Source organism: Myxococcus sp. AM011 (assembly GCF_013372595.1).
Lineage (GTDB): Bacteria > Myxococcota > Myxococcia > Myxococcales > Myxococcaceae > Myxococcus > Myxococcus eversor.
In genome coordinates, this window is the sequence record NZ_JABXEM010000051.1 from 19,230 (window position 1) to 37,122 (window position 17,893).

A 17,893-nucleotide genomic window follows, 5' to 3' on the forward strand; every position below is an offset into this window, starting at 1 on the left:
CACCCCACCATGTCCCGTATCGCGAGCACCGAGGTCGTCATCCCCCAGTCTCTGTCCACCGAGCAGCGGCGACGCCTGACGGACGTGCTCTACGCCGTGCATCAGGAAATCTTCGAGGGAGTCGAGCGCGAGGGCTTCGCGAAGTACGTGGTGGAGTCCACCGCCGAGCACACCTGGATTCAGCTCCACCGCAACGAAGCGGGCGCGCTCGTCGGCTACTTCGCACTGCATGTCTTCGAGAAACAGTTGAACGGCGTGACGACGGCCGTGTTCCGCGCGGAGGCCGGCTCGCTGCGCGCCTACCGGGGTGGCAACACCAACACCCGCTTCGGATTGTCGCTCATCCTCAGATACCTGCTCCGCCACCCGGGCCGGCCCGCGTACTACCTGGGCGCGCTGGTGCACCCGTCCAGCTATGCCCTGCTCGCGAAGTACTGCGACGAGTTGTGGCCGCGTCACGAGCAGCCCGTGCCTCCCGGGCTGCGCGACTTCCTGGCGGAGCTGGGCACCGAGTTCGGACTGGCCCCTGTCGACGCGCGCAATCCCCTGCTGCGCCACGTGGGCTGGCGCACCCGCGAGTCCGAGGTGGAGCAGGACTACTGGCAACAGTGCGAGAAGCGGTCCGCGCGCTACTTCCTCGAAACCAACCCGGGCTACACGCTGGGCCATGGGCTGCTGACGCTCGCGCCGGTGACGATGGGCAACGTCCTCAGCGTCCTGCGCGTCATGAGCGGGCGCGTCCTGCGCAAGCCCGTGGAGCCGGCCATGAAGCTCGCGTACCGGCTGCCAGGAGGCTCGCGCCTGCTGCGCTCGACGGTGGCCCGCCAGCTGCGCTCCTCCCCGCTGTTCGCCCACGTCGACACGCGCGCGCTGGAGTCACTCGCCGCGCGCGCCCAGGTGCAGGAGCTGCCCGCGGGCCACTTCGTCTTCCGCCAGGGCGACATGAGCGATGAGCTGTACCTGCTCGCGCGCGGCGCCGCCTACGTGCTCGCCACCCACGGCGCCGACGAGGACCTGGTGAACCAGCTCGGCAGCGGCACGGTGTTCGGAGAGCAGTCCACGCTCGCGGGCGGGAGGCGCTCCGCCTCGGTGCGCACGGCGTCGGCCTCCACCGTGGTGCGGATTCCGGGCGCCGCGCTGCGCGAGCTGCTGGAGTCGGACGCGGACCTGAGCCGGCAGGTCTGGGGCACCTTCGCGGAGCGGCGCTTCGATGACCTGGTCCGTGGCCGCAACCGCTATGCCCACCTGGGCCGCAAGGAGCGGCGCGCGTGGCTGCTGCGTGGACAGGGGCACGTGCTCGCGCCCAGGAAGGAGCTGCTGCTGGAGCCGGGCTCCCATCTGTTCATGGTGCTGGGCGCGGTGGAGCTGGCGCACGCCTCGCCCCGGCTGACGGCGCGCGGGGCCCTGCTCCTGGAGGTGGAGCGTCCGCTCCCCGTCGTCACCATGGAGGCCACGCGGCTCGTCGTGTTGCCTCGGCTGGCGTCGCCGGAGCTCCAGCTCGCCGTGGACCTGACACTCCCTCGGGCAAGACCTCCCGCGAACCTTCTCCACGCGTGGGCGTGACAACTCCCTTCCCCTCCACTCGCAACCCTGTGGCAGACTGCGCGCCCTATTCGACTCCTGTTCTCCATCTTCTTCTGGGCGTTCTTCGCGCTCTCCAGCGTGGTGCTCTTCCTGGGCGCCATCGTGGTGTGGGCCGTCACCACGCCCTTCGACCGCAACGGCCGGGTCCTGCACCTGTACTCGTGCTTCTGGGCGCAGCTGTATTTCTACGTCAACCCGCTGTGGCACCTGCGGGTGGACGGCCGCGAGCACCTGCCCTGGCACGGGCCCGCGGTGCTCGTGGCCAACCACGAGTCGCTCGGCGACATCCTCGTCCTCTTCGGCCTGTACAGCCCCTTCAAGTGGGTCTCCAAGCAGGCCAACTTCCGGCTGCCGCTCATCGGCTGGAACATGAGGCTCAACCGCTACGTGCCCCTGGTGCGCGGCGACAAGCCGAGCATCATCAAGATGATGCAGTTGAGTGAGCGCTGGCTCGAGCGCGGCGTCCCCATCCTCATGTTCCCGGAGGGCACGCGCTCCGCGGACGGCCAGCTCAAGCCCTTCAAGGACGGCGCCTTCGCGCTGGCCCTGAAGATGCGCTGCCCCATCATCCCCGTCGTCCTCACCGGCACGGCGCGAGTCCTTCCCAAGCATGGACTGGTGATGCAGACCTCCGCCCACTGCCACGTCCAGGTCATGCCTCCAGTGGACGTCAGCGGCTTCGACGACGTCGCCGTCCTGCGCGAGCACGTCCGGGACCTCATCGCCGCCGAGAAGGCCCGCCTGGAGTCGCTCCCCGCTCGCGCCTGAGCCCCCCGGCGACTTCGTCCCGAGCGCCCTGCTAGCCTGGGGGGCCAACGGGAGGGGTCCATGCGAAGGCCAGCCATGGTGGGGCTCATGCTCGGGGTGATTGGCCTGAGCTCGGTCATCGCCGTCATCACCTTCCGCGAGCCCTCCGACGGCGACACCGCGCCCTCCACCTCCAGGCCCGCCTCCCAGGAGCTGCCCGGCCCCAGCGAGCCCTCGCCTCCGCCGCGCGGCGCGCTGTCCCTCCGGGGCCGCGTGCTCACCGACAAAGGGGCGCCCGCCCGGGGCGTGGAGGTCTCCGCGTCGCGAGCCCTGCCCGGTGAATCGCTGTCCGCGCTCCCCTGCGGCCAGGACGCCGAGACGCCCATGTCCTCCTCGTCCTGTCTGGACACCCAGTCCCTGCTCGCGCTGCGCGGCCTCATCGACGAAGGGCGCGGCACAGCGCCCCTGCTGACGCGCGCCACCACGGCGGAGGACGGCAGCTTCATGCTGGAAGGCCTGCCCGAGGGCAGCGTCGCGCTGTGGGCCGTGGGAGCCCAGGGCTCCGCGCTGGAGCTCGACGTGGCGACGAGCTCACAGGCCGTGGAGCTCATCCTCCAGCCGAGCGACGTGTTCACCACCCGCGTGGTGGACGAGGCCGTGCGGCCCGTGGCGGACGCCAGCGTGACGCTCTTCCACGCCGAGCACTCGCGCTACTTCGAGACCCGCACCGACGCGGAGGGCCGCTTCCGCGTGGGGCCCCTTCCTCCTGGCGACTACGCGCTGGTCGTCTCCAGTCCGGGGTTCTTGACGGCGCACCTGACGGACATCGTCGCGGAGGACCTCTCGGCCGAGGACCTGGTGCTGCACCGGCCCCGGCGAATCGTGGGACAGGTGCTGCTGGACGAGCGCCCCGTCGCGGGGGTGCGGGTGCGAGCCCACGATTCCGAGTACGAACCAGAGACCGACGGCGAGGCCCCCTTCACCGGCGTCACGGACGCCCAGGGGCGCTTCGTCCTGGAGGACGTGTCGCCGGGCGACTACGTGCTGCGGGCGGCGCAAGGCGACCACCAGGGAGAGACGGAGACCACGCTCGCGGAGGAGCAGGCCGAGGCGGAGGTGACGCTGCACCTGGGCACCGTCGTCAAGGTGGAGGGCCTGGTGCGCGATGAGGCGGGGCAGCCTGTCGCCGACGCGAAGGTGACGCTGGACACCCACGGGGACGTGTCCATGAGCACCGTCGTCGACACCGGCGCGGATGGGCGCTTCGTGTTCCACTCCGCGACGCTGGGCCACAACGACTTCTCGGTGTTCGCCGTGGGCTATCAGCACCTCTCGGTGAGCGACGTGGTGGTGACGCGGAAGCCGGCGCCGCTGGACTTCACCCTGAAGCGCGCGTTCGTGCTGGCAGGCGTCGTCACCGACACGGAGGGCAACCCGCTGACGGAGGCGGAGGTCATCGCCATGAAGTGGCGGCGCGAGCCGGGGCTCCGGCCCGACGGCACCCCGGCCTCCGACGAGGACCTGGACGACGTCTCCAACGACGCGGAGACGGCCTACACCTCGACCGAAGAGGAGGGGCGCTTCGTGCTCAACCTGAGCGAGCCAGGGCTCCATCGACTCAAGGCGCGGGCCCCGGGCTTCCTGGAGACGGAGTGGAGGGAGGTACAGGCGCCCTCCCGGGACGTGCGCCTGGTCATGCGCCGGGGCGCGAGCGTGGAGGGCACCGTGGTGAGCACCAGCGGCGCTCCGCTGGCGGGGCTTTCAGTCTCCCTCTGGGAGGACGGCCAGGACTCCGCCACCTCCGAAATCATCAGCGACGCGGAGGGCCGCTTCATCCTGCGGGGCCTCTCTCCGGGCCGGTACTCCCTGCGAGCCCACCGCACCCGGGGCGGCCCGCCTCGCGCGCAGCTCCCCGTCGTGCTCCAGGGCGCGGAGACGAAGACGGTGACGCTGCGACTGGAGCCGGGGCTGTCGCTGTCGGGCCTCGTCGTGGACGAAGCCGGCAAGCCGGTGGCCGACGCCGACGTGCACGCCTACGTCTTGAGCGAGGAGAGCCCTCGTCCGAGGTTCCTCCACCACGGGCGATATCCCTTCCATGATGGCTCCAGCGTCACCACGGATGAGCAGGGGCGCTTCACGTTCGACCACCTGTCGCCGGGCCCGTGCAAGCTCAGCGTCAGGGCGGAGGGCTTCGAGTTGGTGGCGGAGCCGCTTCAGGAAGAAGAGGGGGCCCGCTCACGAACCCCCCAGGTCCTCGTGGCGGCCGGGTCGACGAACGTGAAGCTGGTGGTGCGTTATCAGGGAGGCATCCGGGGCCGTCTGGTGCGCGAGGACCGCACGCCCATCACCCGCTTCGACGTCAACGAGGAGTCCTTTCGCGAGCCTGACGGCGTCTTCCACATCACCGTGGACGAGCCGGGCCGCACGTGGGTGACGATGGAGGCGCCGGGCCTCACGCGCGTCATGCGGGAGGTCGAGGTGGAGGTGGGGCGGGACACGGACCTGGGTGACGTGGTCCTCAAGGCCGGGCGTCGGCTGCGCGGCCGGGTGCTGGACGCGGTGACGTCCACGCCGGTCGTCGGAGTGGAAGTGCAGGCGAACCTCGTCGTCCCCGCGTCACCAGGGGACGAGGAGCCGGAGGCGCAGTCGCTGGCGCATGCGCGCACCACCGCCGATGGCGCCTTCGTGCTGCCTCCCCTGGAATCGGGCGCGGCCTTGCGTCTGGAGCTCTCCCATCCGGACTACCTGCCGCTGAGCCAGCAGGTGGCACCGGGCGAGACGACGCTGGAGCTGCGCCTGCTCACGGGTGCCAGGCTGGAGGGCACGGTGAAGGACCGCGAGGGGCGGCTCGTGAGCACCTTCCTCTCCCTGCGCCCCCTGTCCCCGGTCGGCGCGGAGTCCATCACGATGGAGGAGGACAGCGGCAGCTTCCACGCGACGGGCCTGGCGCCCGGGGAGTACACCCTCGTCGCCAAGGCGGCGACGACCTCCCGAAGAGACTCCATCCGCTTCATGCCCCAGCGCGTGAAGCTGACCGCTGGCGAGCGCAAGGAGCTCCACCTCCAGGAGCTGAGCGGAGGCACCACGCTGAAGCTGCGCCCGCCGCCCTTCGCCGTCATGAACCCGACCTCCTCGGTGATGGTCGTGGGCTACCACCTGTTCGCCGGCACCGTGCCGGTGCCGAAGGACCGGGAGGAGCTGGAACACTTCTCGGAGACGCTGGGAATCGCACCCTCTTCGGAGTCCGACTCCCAGTTCGACCAACTGCCCCCGGGCCACTACACCTACGTCCTGATGGGCAGGAATCACCTGACCCAGCACTGGGCCCTCCACCGAGGCGAGGTGGACCTGCCCGCACAAGGCACCATCACGGTGGACATCCCTCCCGCCTGGGTCTCGCTGTCGAATGACGACTGAGGTCCGAAGCGCCCCGTTTGCGTCCCGCGGGGGTGCCGCTTAAGGCTCCGCGACATGGGCAACAAGCCATGGGCCGGGGACGACACGACGCTGGAGCTGGACTGGGGCGCGCGTGCGCCGCGGCCCAGGGCGGATGAGCCAGGAGTGCCCCAAGAAGAGCCGCCCGAGGAGATGCTCGCCGGCAAGGGCCCGCCGGGAGACCCGCGCTACATGAGCGTGGAGCTGCGCCTGTCGCTGGAGGCCGTGCTGACGGCGGCCCAGGTGCGCATGCGTCAGTTCCGGGAGGCGCTCGAAATCCTCATCGGCTGGGAGGGGAAGAACCGCTACGAGGTCTGCGACGCGGAGGGCCGCGACACCGTGTACGTGGGCGAGACGGGCGAGGGCTTCGCGTCACAGCTCCTGCGCAACTTCTGGCCCTTCTACCGCGCGCGGCTGGAGTGCATGACGGTGGGCGGCACGCTGGCCCTGGCGGTGGAGCTGCCCTGGCACCTCTTCTTCGCGCGCGCGGAGGTGTCGGCGTGGGACGGCCGGCTCATGGGCACCATCGTCCAGCGCTTCCGCTTCTTCACCCGCCGGTTCGACATCCTCTCTCCCGCGGGTGTGGTGATGGCCACCGTGCATGGGCCCTTCTTCAAGCCCTGGACGTTCCGCATCCTCCAACGAGGTGAAGAGGTCGCCGTCATCCGCAAGAGGTGGAGCGGGCTCTTGCAGGAGACCTTCAGCGACGCGGACAACTTCAGCCTGGACTTCCAGCCCGCGTGCAGCGACGGCAGGCTGCGTCAAATGGTGCTGGCCGCCGCGCTGCTCGTGGACCTGACGTACTTCGACAACCGGAAGAGCGGCTCCGGCGGGGGCGTGGACGTGGGCTCGTAGTCAGGCGCAGGGCTCGGCGGGCCCGCCAGGCGCGGTGGACTCGCGGAACAGCCGAAACCGAGAACTCCCGGCCCCCCGCGCTCCAGCGCTGTCCAGGCAAGCGGCTTGTGGTAAGTCCCCAGGCCCATGTCGACGAGCGATGCGCTGAACGCAGCAGACCTCGAGCGGTTGGCCCAGGCGGAGTCGCCGGACCTGGCGGATGCCGTGCTCGCCCTCCTCGAGCAGTCGGAGCCTGAGCCGGAGGAAGGCAAGGCCCCGCCCAAGGACGCCTTCACCTTCGAGAAGCTGCTGCGCTCGCTCACCCAGGCGCAGGCCCGCTACAACTCCGCGAGCCGCCGCGAGGCCTCCGCCGAAGCGTGGCAACGCTTCCAGGCGCAGAAGGACCTGCCCCAGCCCGCGCGGCTCGCGCTGGCGGACCTGCTCGTCTCGCTCTACGCGAAGAACACCGACGCCTCCCGCGCCATCATCCTGGAGCTGGCGCGCAAGGCGGACCTGAGGTTCGGCCTCTGGGGCGGCCTCAAGCGCATCTACAAGCTGGCCGAGGCCAACCACGACGCGGAGCTGTTCGGCGTGCTCGCGTGGCGCTTCGACGTGGAGCGTCGGCAGGCGTACCGGCACGAAGTCTCCGGTGGCACGCTCCAGTACCTGCGCCGCCGCGCGTGGCGCTACCTGCGTCACCTGGGCGCCGCGGTGCCGGAGCTGTACCCGCAGTTCGCCGCCGAGGTGCTGCGTCACTACGACGAGGACACGACCTGGTCCTCCGTCTGGGTGGCCCACCACATCTGGGCCCACGGCTCTGGCAACTACACGGCCACCAGCTTCGCCATCCAGCCGCCCAACGACACGCTGAAGCACCGCGCGTTCCCCGACGCGTGGAAGCGCTCGCCGGACGCGCTGATGCGACTGCTCGACACGTGTCTGTCGGACCCGGCCGCGCGCTTCGCCATCCAGGGCCTGCGCAAGGACTTCCCGGAGACGCTGCGCAACGTGACGCCCGCGTGGTTGGACCGGCTCGCGCGCAGGCCGCTGGGCAGCGCGCACGACTTCCTCGTGGAGACGCTGCAGGGCTCGCCGGAGTTCCACCAGGGCAAGCTGCGCGCGCTCGGCCTGCACGAAGCGGTGCTCGCGTTGCTGTTGTCTCCCAGTGGCAAGGCGCGCACGTACGCGATTGAGTACGCGCGGGCGCACGCGCAGGACCTGGCGGCGGACCGGCTGGCGGAGCTGGTGGCCCAGGGCGAGAGCGATGTGAAGTCGTTCGCCGCGGCGGTGCTGGAGAAGCGCAACCCGCGCGAGCTGGGGCTGGAGCTGCTGGGCCGGCTGTTGTCGTACAAGCCCACGGCGGCCTTCGCGGCCAGGTCGTTGGAGCAGTCGTTCGACCGCGCGGAGCTGACGGCCAGCTTCTTGCGGGACATGTACCTGGGCACCTCCGAGCAGCTCAACTGGGTCAAGGGCTTCGTCTCCTCCAAGTACGCCGCCGGGGAGATGCCGGTGGCCTTCTGGAAGGAGCTGCTCGAGGACCCGCGCCTGAAGAAGAAGCGCTACCCGGTGGAGGGGCTGGTGGTGAAGGCGCTGTCGGCCTACACGCCCGCGGTCATCGGTCCGGAGTGGATGCTGGACAAGGCGGCGAACCCGACGTTCGGCGACCAGATGGCGACGTGGCTGAAGCGCGCGGACAGCCTGCCCGGGCTGGACGTGGAGAAGGTGAAGGGGCTGGTCTTCAGCGCGAAGCACCGGGAAGTGGCGCTGGCGCTCCTGGGCAACCGCAAGCTGTTCACCGCGCGGCAGCTCACGGTGCCCTGGCTGCTGGCGCTCGCGCGCCGGGCGGACCCGACGCTGCACGACTTCGCCCACCGCTACCTGCTGGAGTACGTGGTGCCGGCGGACTTCAGCGACACGGGTGACGCGGCGGCGGGCCTGGAGCGCCTGTTCGAGCTGGCACTCGGAGCCAAGCAGCCGGTGCCCGTGCGCACGTTCGCCCAGACGTACCTGCGCTGCCACCACCCCGTGATTGGCCCGGAGCAGCCGGAGTCGAAGTCGTACGAGCTCAAGCCGAAGGCGCCTCGCAAGGCGTACACGCCGGAGAAGCTGTGGCCCGCGCTGTTCGACGCGCGCGACGACGTGCGCCGCTTCGCCCTGGCCATCACCCGCGCGGAGCTGCGCGCCTGGGGCTGGCACACGCGCGTGTACGAACTGGCCGAGGCCGAGGCGAAGGAGATTCGCAACCTGGCCTATGACGCGCTTCTGCGCGCGGGCGAGGACGGCGCGGATGCCCGCTACGTGCTGCACCCGGAGGAGTTGGACCCGGTGAAGGTCTTCTCGCTCACGGAGAGCACCAGGCGCAGCACGCGCGAAGTGGCGGTGGAGCTCATCCGTCGGCACTACGCGCGGCTGGGTGGCGCGGAGCGGCTCGCGTGGCTGATGCAGAGCGCGGACCGCGAGGTGGGCCTGTTCGCGGTGCGCCTGCTCTGGGAGAAGCACCGTCCCACGCACCTGCCGGAGGGCTGGAAGCCGGCGGGCGCGAAGGAGGCTCCGACGGCGGGTGGCGGCGAGCGCTTCGCGGACGTCGCGGCCCTGCGGGACTTCCTGCGCAAGATGCTCTTCGGCCTGCCCCCGGGCCGGGCGAAGGAAGCGCGCGAGGGCGAGGTGCAGAAGCGCCTGTCGGCCAGCGTCGCCAAGCGCCGCGTGATTGAGCTGGTGAGGGATTTGGGCCTGGATGACGAGAACTTCGCCCGCGTCGTGTCGCCCGTGCTGGGGGAGTTCACCGGCTCGATGGCGAAGGGTGAATGGCAGAGCTGTCTCGCCTCCCTGGTCCAGTTGCGCACGGCGCATCCGAGCGCGCAGCTCGGGGGCCTCTGAGCCTCGCGTCACTCGCCTCCAACGAGTTTCGAAAGAACACCATGTCCGTCCTTTCCATCGGCAACATCGAGAAGCTCCGAGCCCTCGCGGCCAGCCCCCGGGTGCTGCTGCTCGGCGGCGCTCGCGCCTCGGCCGCAAGTCGCGTCACCGCGTACGAGCCGGGCACCAACAAGGTGCTGTGGAGCACCGAGCTCCCCTCCGCCGTCAACGCCCTGGCCCTGTCGGGTGAGCGCTTCGCCGCCGCCTGCGCGGACGGCACGCTGCGCTTCGGCACCCACGCCGACGGCAACGTGCAGTGGAAGCTCGAGGGCGTGCACCCTGGCGGTGTCACCGCGCTCGCCTCCAGCCCGGACGGCAAGGTGCTCTTCAGCGCGGGCGCGGATGGCGTGGTGCGCGGCTGGGAGTGGGACTCCACTCGCAAGCTTCACGAGTGGAAGGCGTCGCCCCAGCCGCTGCGCGCCGTGGCGGTGGACCCGTCCGGGACGTATGTCGCGACCTCGGGTGACGACGGCGTGGTGCGCTCCTTCACGCGCGCCTCCGGTGAGCGCCGGGACATGGTGGGCCACGAGGGCGCGGTGCGCGCGCTGGCCTTCACGCCTCGCGACGGTCGGCTCGTCTCCGGTGGCGACGACGGCAAGCTGCGCCTCTGGTACCTGGTGGGCGCGGTGGAGTTCGAGGTGCGCGGCGACAAGGACTCCGGCCACGCCGGCTCCGTGCTCACCCTGCTCTTCCCGCCCACGCCCGCGACGAAGGATGACGAGGAGCCGGCGGACCGCATCTGGTCCGCGGGCAGCGACGGCAAGGTGAAGGTGTGGCGGGTGGACGAGCGCCGCAAGCCGCGCACGTTCGACTGCGGCAGCAAGCCTGTGAACGCGCTGGCCTTCATGCCGCCCGCGAACCCTCGCGCGGCGCGCACGGCGCTGGGCTCCGTCTTCACCGCGAGCGACGACCGGCGCGTGCTCCGCTTCGGCATCGAGACGGACGGCAAGCCGGGCAATGACCAGGACACCTCGGTGCACGGCCTGGACCTGCTCACGGAGTCGGTGAAGGCGGCCCGTCCCAAGCGCGAGGCCGCCGTGCGCGAGGCCGCCGCGCTGGACGAGCCGGAGGCGTTGGAGTTCGTGCTCCAGGTGCTCGGCTCGGACAAGGAGGCGGAGGTGCGTCGCCTCGCCGCCCGCGAGCTGGGCGCCAGGGGCCGCATCGCCGCGCGCCCCAAGCTGCGTGAGCGCCTCAACGACGACCACCCCCAGGTGCGTGAAGAGGCCCTCAAGGCGCTCGACGTGCTGGAGACGGAGTCGCCCCTGGCCGCGCCCCGCGCCGCGCTGGACTCGCGCTTCGTGGACATGCGCGTTGCGGGCCTGCATCGGCTCGCGAAGCTGGGAGGCACGTCTCCGCTGGTGCCCGGCCTCATCGCCGGCAAGCTGAGTGAGACCGAGGCCGCCGTGGGCCTGGCCGCCCTGGACGCGCTCTCCGAGGTGACGCCGGGCGGCAACACCGAGCCTTTGCGCACCGCCTTCGAGCGCGGGCCCGCGCGGCTTCGCGTGGAGGTGCTCATCCGCGCCGCGGGAGCGGGCCTCCTGGGTCATGCGCAGTTGCAGCCGCTGGTGGCTCGGGCGCTGGACGATGCGGACGCGGACGTGCGCCGCGTGGCCTTCACCATCCGCGTGCTGGAGCGCCGGGCCCTGGCCCACGCGCTGGAAGCCCGCGACGAGGACTTCGCCCGCTCCGTCAAGGACGTGGCCCGGCGACTCGTCGCTCGCACGCGCGGCCCGAGTGGCGCCGCCCTGACCATCACCGACGCGGACGTGCAGGCCGCTCGCGACACCCTGCCCGCGCAGGGCGCTGTGGGTGGCGCGCTGGCGGAGAGCGATTTGGAGCCGCTGCTCGCCGCCATGGCCTGCCGCACTCCGGACACCGCCGTGCGCGGTGCTCGCGGCCTCGCGCAGCTGGGTGACGCGCGGGCGCTGGGCGCGCTACTCCAGCTCTCCCGCGAGCCGGAAGCCCCCATCCGCCGTCAGGCCGCCGCCGCCCTCCAGGCGCTCCAGGACGCCCGCGCTCGCGAGCGACTGGTGTGGATGCTGGATGACGAGGACGCGGACGTGCGCGCCGCCGCGCTGGACGCGGTGGTGACGCTGGACGTGGAGGCGCCGCTGTCCTCCGCCGAGGCGGCGCTGCGCTCCGGCCACGAGGACGTGCGTGTGCGCGGCCTGGACCGACTGGTGAAGCTGGGCGCGGCGACGCAGGGCGCGGAGCCGCTGCTCGGTGACGCGCTGGAGGACGAGTCCGCCAAGGTGCGCGGCGAGGCCTTCCGCACGCTGTGGGCGTGGAACGAGAAGGTGCCGGAGAAGGCGTTGGACCGCGCGCTCGCCGGCCGCTTCCCGGACCTGCGCGGCCGCGCGGTGGAAGTCCTCTCGCAGCGCGGCACCGAGGGCTGGGCGCAAGAGCGCCTGAAGAAGACCGTGGAGGACCGCGACGCGGGCGTGGCCACCGCCGCGTACGAGGCGTGGGTGAAGCTGGTCGGCAAGGAGAAGCCGGAGCCGCACCTGGCGGCCCTCGCGTCCACGCACCCGTCGGTGCGCGTGCTGGGTGCCAAGGGCTCCGTGCACGCCCCGGTGGAGACGCTGCGCTCGCCGCTGCTCAAGCGCGTGCAGGACGAAGAGGTGGTCGTCGCCGTCGCCGCGCTGGAGGCGCTGGACAAGCTGGTGCCCGGGGAGAACGGGCCGCTGCTCGCGGGCATCGCCGCCGGGGAGCTGCAGGTGCGCGTGCGGGCCGCGGAGCTGCTCGCCCCGCGCGGCGCCGAGGACATCATCGAGCCGATGCGCGGGCTCATCACCGACAAGGACCTGGAGCGGCTCTACACTCCGGCGTACCTCATCCCGCTGCGCATCCGCGCCGCTCGCGCGCTGGCGTCGCTGGGCTCGCGTCGGCTGCTGACGTTCTTCGCCACCGTGCTGGTGCCCAGCGAGCTGGGCGACCTCCAGGAGCAGGGCGCGCGCGGCCTCGCCACCGCCGGCCGTCGAGGCGACGAGGGCTTCCTGCTGGACACGCTGGGCCACGCCAACGTGGCGGTGCGCTCGTGGGGCGCGGATGGCCTGTCGCGCCTGGGTGACGCGCGCGCGCTGCCCGTGCTCACCGGCAACCTGCGCCATGAGCACCTGCCCATCCGCCTGGGCGCCATCCTCTCCTTCGCGGCCCTGGGCCCCGAGGGCGACGGTGGCCTGCTGCACGGCCTGGAGGACCGCGCCCGCGAGGTGCAGGAGATGGTGTTCGCCATCGTCCTCGCCCGTGACTTGCGCGCCAGCCGTCGAGGCGAGCCGCCCGACCTGCTCGCCAGCGCCCTGTCCAGCGGCAGGCCGGAGGTGCGCTACGCCGCGGCCCGCGCGCTGGAGCTGCGCACGGAGACGGACGCGTACCGCGCCAACCTCGTCGAGGGACTGTTGCCGCCGCGCCCGGAGAAGGCCGGCGACATGAAGGAGTGGCCCGCCGAGGAGGAGCGCGCGAAGCGCATGGTGGGGCTCGCCGAGGCCCTCTCCAGCGAGCAGCCCGAGCAGCGCTACGCGGCGGCCCAGGTGCTGCTGCTGCGCAACAAGCCGCTCGACTACTTCCGCGAGGCCCAGAAGGTCGCCCGTCCGCGCACGCTGGAGGCCCCGTGGAAGCCGGAGACGGCCCCTGGTACCTCGCCCGTGCAGGCCCAGGGCAAGAGCTGGCTGCGTCGGCTCTTCTCGGCGGTGAAGCCGGGGACGCCGGGCGCCTCGCCGGAGGCCGCCGCCAGCGCGGAGCGACAGCACCTGCGTCGGCTCGCCTTCGGCGCGTACGTGGGTCTGCTGCGGCAGGTGTCCGCGGGTGACGACGAGAGCCACCGCGTCCGTCGCGACGCCGTGGACCGCGTGGTGAAGCTCACGCTGGAGGGCTTCGCCGGGACTCCCGCCGCCGTCGCCGCGCTGCTGCGCGCGCTGGAGGACCCGCACCAGTTGGTGCGCAAGGCGGCGCTCACGGGGCTCAAGGAGCTGTTCCCCGCGGGCAGCGATGAGCCGTTGTCGCTCGCCCTCGCCTCGCTGGCGCCGGACGTGGCCCGCGCGGCGCTGGACGAACTGGCCGAGCGCGGTGACGCCGCGAAGCCGCGCATCACCGCCGCGCTCAACTCGCCGCTGCCGGACGTGCGTCGCTACGCCTTCGAGCTGCTGGAGAAGCTCAGCCCGGCCGGAAGCCTGGAGCCGCTGCTGGCCGCGCTGGGCAGTGAGCACGCGGACCTGCGCGTCGGGGTGATTGAGCGGCTGGCCGGCGCCAACGACTCGCGTGTCACCGAGGCGCTGGGTCGGGCCATGGCCAGCGAGCACGAGGACCTGCGCCTGCGCGCCTCGGAGCTGTTGGCGTGGCGCGGAGATGACCGCGCGGTGGAGGTGCTGGCCTCCTTCCTGCGCTCGGAGACGTCGGCCGTGGCGAAGCGCGCATCGGAGGCGCTGGCACGGCTGGGCACGCCCTCCGCCGTGAGCGCCCTGGCCGCGCGCGTGGCCGTCGCCACGGACGTGAACGAGCGGCTGCGTCTGGTGGCCGCGCTGGGACAGACGAAGCGCGCGGAGGCACTGGATGTGCTCGCGCGACGGAGCCTGGAGGACGACACGAGCTCGGTGCGCGTCGCGTGTGTGGCCGCCGCGATGAACATCGCGGGCCCCCCGGACGTGAAGAAGCGGGACGCGGCGCTCGCGGTGCGCTTCCTCCGCTCGCCGGTGAAGTCCAACGATGTGGCGGTGCGGCTGGCGGCCCTGAAGGAGCTGGAGCACGGCACGGAGGCCGGTCAGGCCGAGCTGCTCGTGGGCCTGTTCTCGGACCGGGACGTGGCGGTGCGCGCGGCGGCGGTGGAGCTGTACTCCAAGCGCGTCATCGAGCACGGCATCCCCGTGGCTCCGCTGGAGGACGTGCTGCGCGGCGGGACGCGCGAGCTGATGCTCCCGGCCGCCGAGGGCGTGGCGCACCTGCGCGGAGTCAGCGCGCTGCGGCCCCTGCTGCTGTACTCCCGCGCCGGTGAGGATGGGCAGCGCGAGCGCGCCCTGCTCGCCCTGGGCACGCTGGGTGACCCGCGCGCGCTGAGCGAGCTGGAGACGGTGGCCGCTGGCGGTACGCCCGAGGCTCCCACCGAGCCGTCCATGGTGTGGGCGGCGTTGGAGGGCCTGGGTCGCCTCGCGGGCCGCCTGCCCGAGGGCGAGGAGCGCCGTCGCGTCGAGGAGAAGGTGGAGGCCGCCGCGGTGGAGGGCTCCACCTCCGAGCTGCAGGAAGCCGGCGTGAAGGGCCTTCGCGCCATCGGCGGAGAGCGTGCCCGCGTGAAGCTGGAGGCGCTGCTGCTCGACACGAGCACCCGCGACGAGGTGCGCATCACCATCGCCCAGGAGCTGGGCAAGCTGAAGGACGTGGAGGCGGAGGCCACGCTGGCCACCATCCTCGACGACGGCGACGAGGACCTGCGTCAGGAAGCGCGCAAGGCGCTGGACGCGCTCTTCCCGAAGGAGCGCACCCGCGTCGAGTTCCTCGCCGTGGCCAGCATCAACGAGGACATCTCCGAGCCCGCCGCGGCGTACCTGTCGCGCGAGGGTGACCCGGCGCTGCTCGTGCCCCGTCTGGCCACGCTGACCAACGAGGAGCTGCGGCTGCGACTGCGCCGGGGACTCGCCCGCCGTGGCGCGCTGCCCGTGCCGGAGACGGTGGCCCTGCTCGCCAACGACAAGCCGGAGGCACGGCAGGAAGCCGCGCTGCTGGTGGGCACGTGGACCGGTGAGGCGCGTCAGGCCGGTCAGGTGGACGTCGCCGCGCTGTCCCGCGCGCTGGTGACGGCCGAGCGGAAGACGGCGGCCGACTGGACGGCTTCACCTCCGGGCAAGAAGCGCGAGGCGCTGGCCACCGCGTGGGAGCGACTGTTGTGGGCGGGCTCACGACTGGGCGCGGCCAGCCTGGCGGACTCCGCGCGAGCCCTCCTCCAGGGCGGCGAGACGGCGTCTCCGGCCACCGTGCGTCAGGAGGCGGCGCGAGTGCTGTCTCGACTGGGCACGGCGGGCGCGACGCTCAAGCTCGTGGGCCAGGACTCAGGCGCCGTGCTGACCAACACCAAGGAACTCGCGGCGTCGGCCGAGGCGCTCAAGGGCGCGCTGGTGGACCCGGACGCGCGGGTGCGCTCGGCGGCGGCGGATGCGCTGGCGCGACTGGCGCCGGAGAAGGCCGCGACGTGGGCGCTGGAGGTGAAGCCCTTCGACCCGGTGGCCCTGGGCCCCACGGGCGCGCAGGTGCCCGCCGAGGCGCTCGTCACCTCCGAGGGCCGTCGCCTCGCCGAGCCCGCGCTGCTGGGCCACGGAAACATCGCCCCGCTGAAGGCGTTGGCGCAGAATGCGAAGCCGGAGTTGAAGCAGGAAGCGTGGGCCGGCCTGGGTCGGCTCGGGAGTGACGAGGCGGCGAAGCTGCTGCACGAGGCCGCCTTCGACAAGTCTCAGTCCGTGGAGCTGCGCAAGGCCGCGTGGCGCGCCCACAAACGTGCACGTCGCGCCGTCGAGCGTGCGCGGAACCGGAAGGAAGGAACCCCGTCGTGACGACCGCCACCCGGCACCCCGTCGAGCTTCGCTACGCCACCGCGAGCGACGTGGAGTCCACGTCCGACGCGTCCCGCGTGCTGCTGGCCCTGGAGGGCTCGCGCGGCACCGTGGGCGTGCGCGGAAGACTGAAGGACGCCGCCCTCTTCCGCGACGCGCTCACCGCCGCCTTCGGCATCCTCTCCAGCGACTTGCGCTACCGGGGCAAGGACCGCACCGCGTACCTCGCCTACCTCATGTCCAAGGGGAAGCGGGCGAGCGCGCAAATCTGGGAGGCGCAGAAGGCGTTCCTCGACAACGCGCTCGACGGTGAGGAGAAGCAGGACGAGGTGCTCGACCCCGTCCTCACCGTGGACCCGGACAGCGTCTCACTGGAGGTCTTCTCCCGCGACGAGAGCGCCTACGCGCGCCTGTCCTTCGACAACAGCCTCTTCGAGGGCCGCGAGGCCGCGCACGGCTCCACCTTCCTGGACGTCCCGGCGAACCTCTCCACGAGGATGGACCGGCTGCGCACCTACCTGCCCGTGTCGCTGGAGGCCCACGTCGCCCTGCCCGCGAAGGCGGCCCGCGAGCCTCGCAATGTCGACGTGCCGCACGCCTGGCTGCGCGGCTTCCTCCAGGTGCAGTCCGCCGCCACGCTGCCGGCCAGCTCCTGCGTGCTGGCGCCCATCGACCTCTACAACCTCCTCTTCGCGCTGCGCACCCGCAAGGCGAAGAAGGCCCCGCGCGCGCTGCGCTTCGAGCTGGTCCCCGGCGCCGCGCCGCGTCTGGTGTTGGAGCCGTGGGAGCTGGTGCTGGAGTGCCATGGCGGCACGTACAACGGCACCGCGCCCGCCGTGGTGCGCACGTTCGGCCGTCAGCGCCTGGTCGCGCTCGCCCGGCTGTTGCCGCACGCGAAGTCGGTGCGTCTCCAGTTGATGGGCCCTGGCCTGCCGGTGTTCTGGGTCATCGACATGGGCGCGGCCACGCTGACGTTGGGCCTCACGGGCTGGACGGAGAGCGGCTGGTCCTCCGCGGCGGCCTTCGATGTCCTCATGCCCCGCGCGGTGCCGGACGGGCTCGCGGAGAAGCTGCGCAACAAGCTGCGCGCGGACGGGCCCCAGCCCTTCGACACGCTCGTCGCGGGAGCGGACGGCGCATCGAAGGAGCACGTGCGCGCCGCGCTCCAGTTGGAGTGCCTGCGAGGCCGCATCCTCTTCGACGTCGCCAAGGGCCAGTACCGTCCCCGCGAGCTGATGGCGAAGCCGGTGGACGAGTCCGTCATCCGCTTCGGCAGCGAGCGCGAGGCGCGGGCCCACCGCCTGCTGGGTGACGGCGGCCCGGGCGCGGGCGAGGTGAAGCTGACCAAGGTGCACGAGCTCGTCGGAGAGGGCACCCGCATCCACGGCGAAGTCGTGGACCGCGAGGCGGTGCGCAGCTTCTTCCCGAGCTTCACGTTGGATTTGGAAGGCCGCGTGAAGGACGCGTCCTGCGGGTGTCCGCACTTCCGCCGCTCCGGCATGCGCGAGGGGCCTTGCGAGCATCAGCTCGCGCTGCGTCTGGCCTATGCGCGCCGCCGCGCCGAGGAAGAGGCGCTGCGCAAGACGCCCGAGGGTCGCAAGCTCATCCGCGCGGAGACTCGCTCGTATGTGCGGCGCGACGCGGAGAGCGGACAGGAGATGGTGTATCGCGTGTCATTGGACGGCCAGGTCGTCGCCGTGGAATGGGGCCCTCGCACTGGCGAGGCGCGTCATCAGCGGCTCTGGTTCGACACGGACACGGAGGCGCGGACTGCATATTTCACGCGCTTGGAGAAGCTTTCGGCTGAAGGCTACATCGACGCGGCATCGGCGTTGGTGTAAACC

Annotated in this window: 7 protein-coding genes; all 7 read left to right on the forward strand. The window is 72.0% G+C overall.

Features of this window, described 5'->3' with window-relative positions:
- Nucleotides 1–9 precede the first annotated feature (9 nt).
- The 7 genes from HUW62_RS13435 (at nt 10) to HUW62_RS13465 (ending at nt 17,890) form a co-directional block, all read left to right on the forward strand.
- Entirely contained in the window at nt 10–1,563 is a 1,554-nt protein-coding gene (locus tag HUW62_RS13435) for a cyclic nucleotide-binding domain-containing protein (protein ID WP_176434670.1), read from the forward strand.
- A 102-nt stretch (nt 1,564–1,665) separates the two neighbouring features.
- Nucleotides 1,666–2,352: a lysophospholipid acyltransferase family protein gene (locus HUW62_RS13440; RefSeq protein WP_368670404.1), complete on the forward strand. Its 687-nt coding sequence runs from the start codon at nt 1,666–1,668 to the stop codon at nt 2,350–2,352.
- 60 nt (nt 2,353–2,412) lie between these two features.
- Entirely contained in the window at nt 2,413–5,748 is a 3,336-nt protein-coding gene (locus HUW62_RS13445; protein WP_176434671.1) for a carboxypeptidase-like regulatory domain-containing protein, read from the forward strand.
- 54 nt (nt 5,749–5,802) lie between these two features.
- The gene (locus HUW62_RS13450; protein WP_163867811.1) at nt 5,803–6,621 is read left to right on the forward strand and encodes a phospholipid scramblase-related protein; all 819 of its coding nucleotides are present in this window, start codon (nt 5,803–5,805) and stop codon (nt 6,619–6,621) included.
- Between the two features lie 126 nt (nt 6,622–6,747).
- Nucleotides 6,748–9,477, forward strand: coding sequence for a hypothetical protein (locus HUW62_RS13455; RefSeq protein WP_176434672.1), 2,730 nt, complete (start codon nt 6,748–6,750; stop codon nt 9,475–9,477).
- A 41-nt stretch (nt 9,478–9,518) separates the two neighbouring features.
- Nucleotides 9,519–16,049 (forward strand): HEAT repeat domain-containing protein, encoded by a 6,531-nt coding sequence (locus HUW62_RS13460; RefSeq protein WP_176434673.1) that lies wholly within the window; start codon nt 9,519–9,521, stop codon nt 16,047–16,049.
- Nucleotides 16,046–17,890: an SWIM zinc finger family protein gene (locus HUW62_RS13465; protein WP_176434674.1), complete on the forward strand. Its 1,845-nt coding sequence runs from the start codon at nt 16,046–16,048 to the stop codon at nt 17,888–17,890. The genes HUW62_RS13460 and HUW62_RS13465 overlap by 4 nt, the downstream gene beginning before the upstream one ends.
- The last annotated feature ends 3 nt before the right edge of the window (nt 17,891–17,893 follow it).